At 69.9% G+C, this 1,182-nt stretch carries 1 protein-coding gene; it reads left to right on the top strand.

Going from position 1 to position 1,182, the window contains the following annotated elements; all coding sequences use genetic code 11:
* The first annotated feature begins 23 nt into the window (after positions 1–23).
* Positions 24–1,010 (top strand): 4-hydroxy-3-methylbut-2-enyl diphosphate reductase, encoded by a 987-nt coding sequence (locus DLJ59_RS00125; protein ID WP_124770510.1) that lies wholly within the window; start codon positions 24–26, stop codon positions 1,008–1,010.
* Positions 1,011–1,182: the final 172 nt, after the last annotated feature.

Below are 1,182 nucleotides of genomic sequence, written 5' to 3'. Positions count from 1 at the left end.
GGGGTGGCACGTACGATGGGGTGGTGACTGAGGCTCAGGCGACTCACCGGACCGGCAAGCGCGTGCTCCTGGCCAAGCCCCGCGGCTACTGCGCGGGTGTCGACCGCGCGGTGCAGACCGTGGAGGAGGCGCTGAAGCTCTACGGCGCCCCGATCTACGTGCGCAAGCAGATCGTGCACAACAAGCACGTGGTGCAGACCCTGGAGGCCCAGGGCGCGATCTTCGTGGAGGAGAACGAGGAGGTGCCCGAGGGCGCCACCGTCATCTTCTCCGCGCACGGCGTGGCGCCGGAGGTCTACGAGCAGGCCAAGGCGCGTTCGCTGAAGGCGATCGACGCGACCTGTCCGTTGGTCACCAAGGTGCACCACGAGGCGCGGCGCTTCGCCGCCGAGGACTACGACATCCTGCTCATCGGCCACGAGGGGCACGAAGAGGTCATCGGCACCGCCGGTGAGGCCCCCGCGCACATCCAGCTGGTGGACGGTCCGGACGACGCCGACAAGATCACCGTACGTGATCCGGAGAAGGTGGTCTGGCTCTCCCAGACCACGCTCTCGGTCGACGAGACGCTGGAGACGGTGGCCCGGCTCAAGAAGCGGCTGCCGCTGCTGCAGTCCCCGCCCAGCGACGACATCTGCTACGCCACCTCCAACCGTCAGCACGTGGTCAAGGAGATCGCCGCCGACTGTGACGTGGTGATCGTCGTCGGCTCGACCAACTCCTCCAACTCCGTCCGCCTGGTCGAGGTCGCCCTGGACGCCGGCGCCCGCGCCGGTCACCTGGTCGACTTCGCGCACGAGATCGACGACGCCTGGCTGGAGGGTGCCACCACCGTCGGTCTGACCTCGGGCGCGAGCGTCCCGGACGACCTGGTCCAGGAGGTGCTGGTCCACCTCGCCGCGCGCGGCTTCGCCGACGTCGAGGAGATCACCACCGCCAACGAGCGGCTCACGTTCTCGCTTCCGCAGGAGCTGAAGCGGGACATGAAGGCCGCCGCGGCGCGCGGCTGAGCACGGGAACGAACTCGGGTCGGCGTACGTCAGATTCGGCATGAGGACTCTTCGGCTCGCCGTCCCCGCGCTGGCTGTCTGCGTGGCGCTGAGCGCCTGCGGCAGCCAGGGCGGCGCGGGCGGCACACCCACCCCCACACCGACGGGAGCGCAGCCGGTGACCAGCCAGCCC

This window comes from Micromonospora inaquosa (assembly GCF_003857055.1).
GTDB classification, from domain to species: domain Bacteria; phylum Actinomycetota; class Actinomycetes; order Mycobacteriales; family Micromonosporaceae; genus Micromonospora; species Micromonospora inaquosa.
This window is presented reverse-complemented; position numbering and strand designations above follow the sequence as displayed.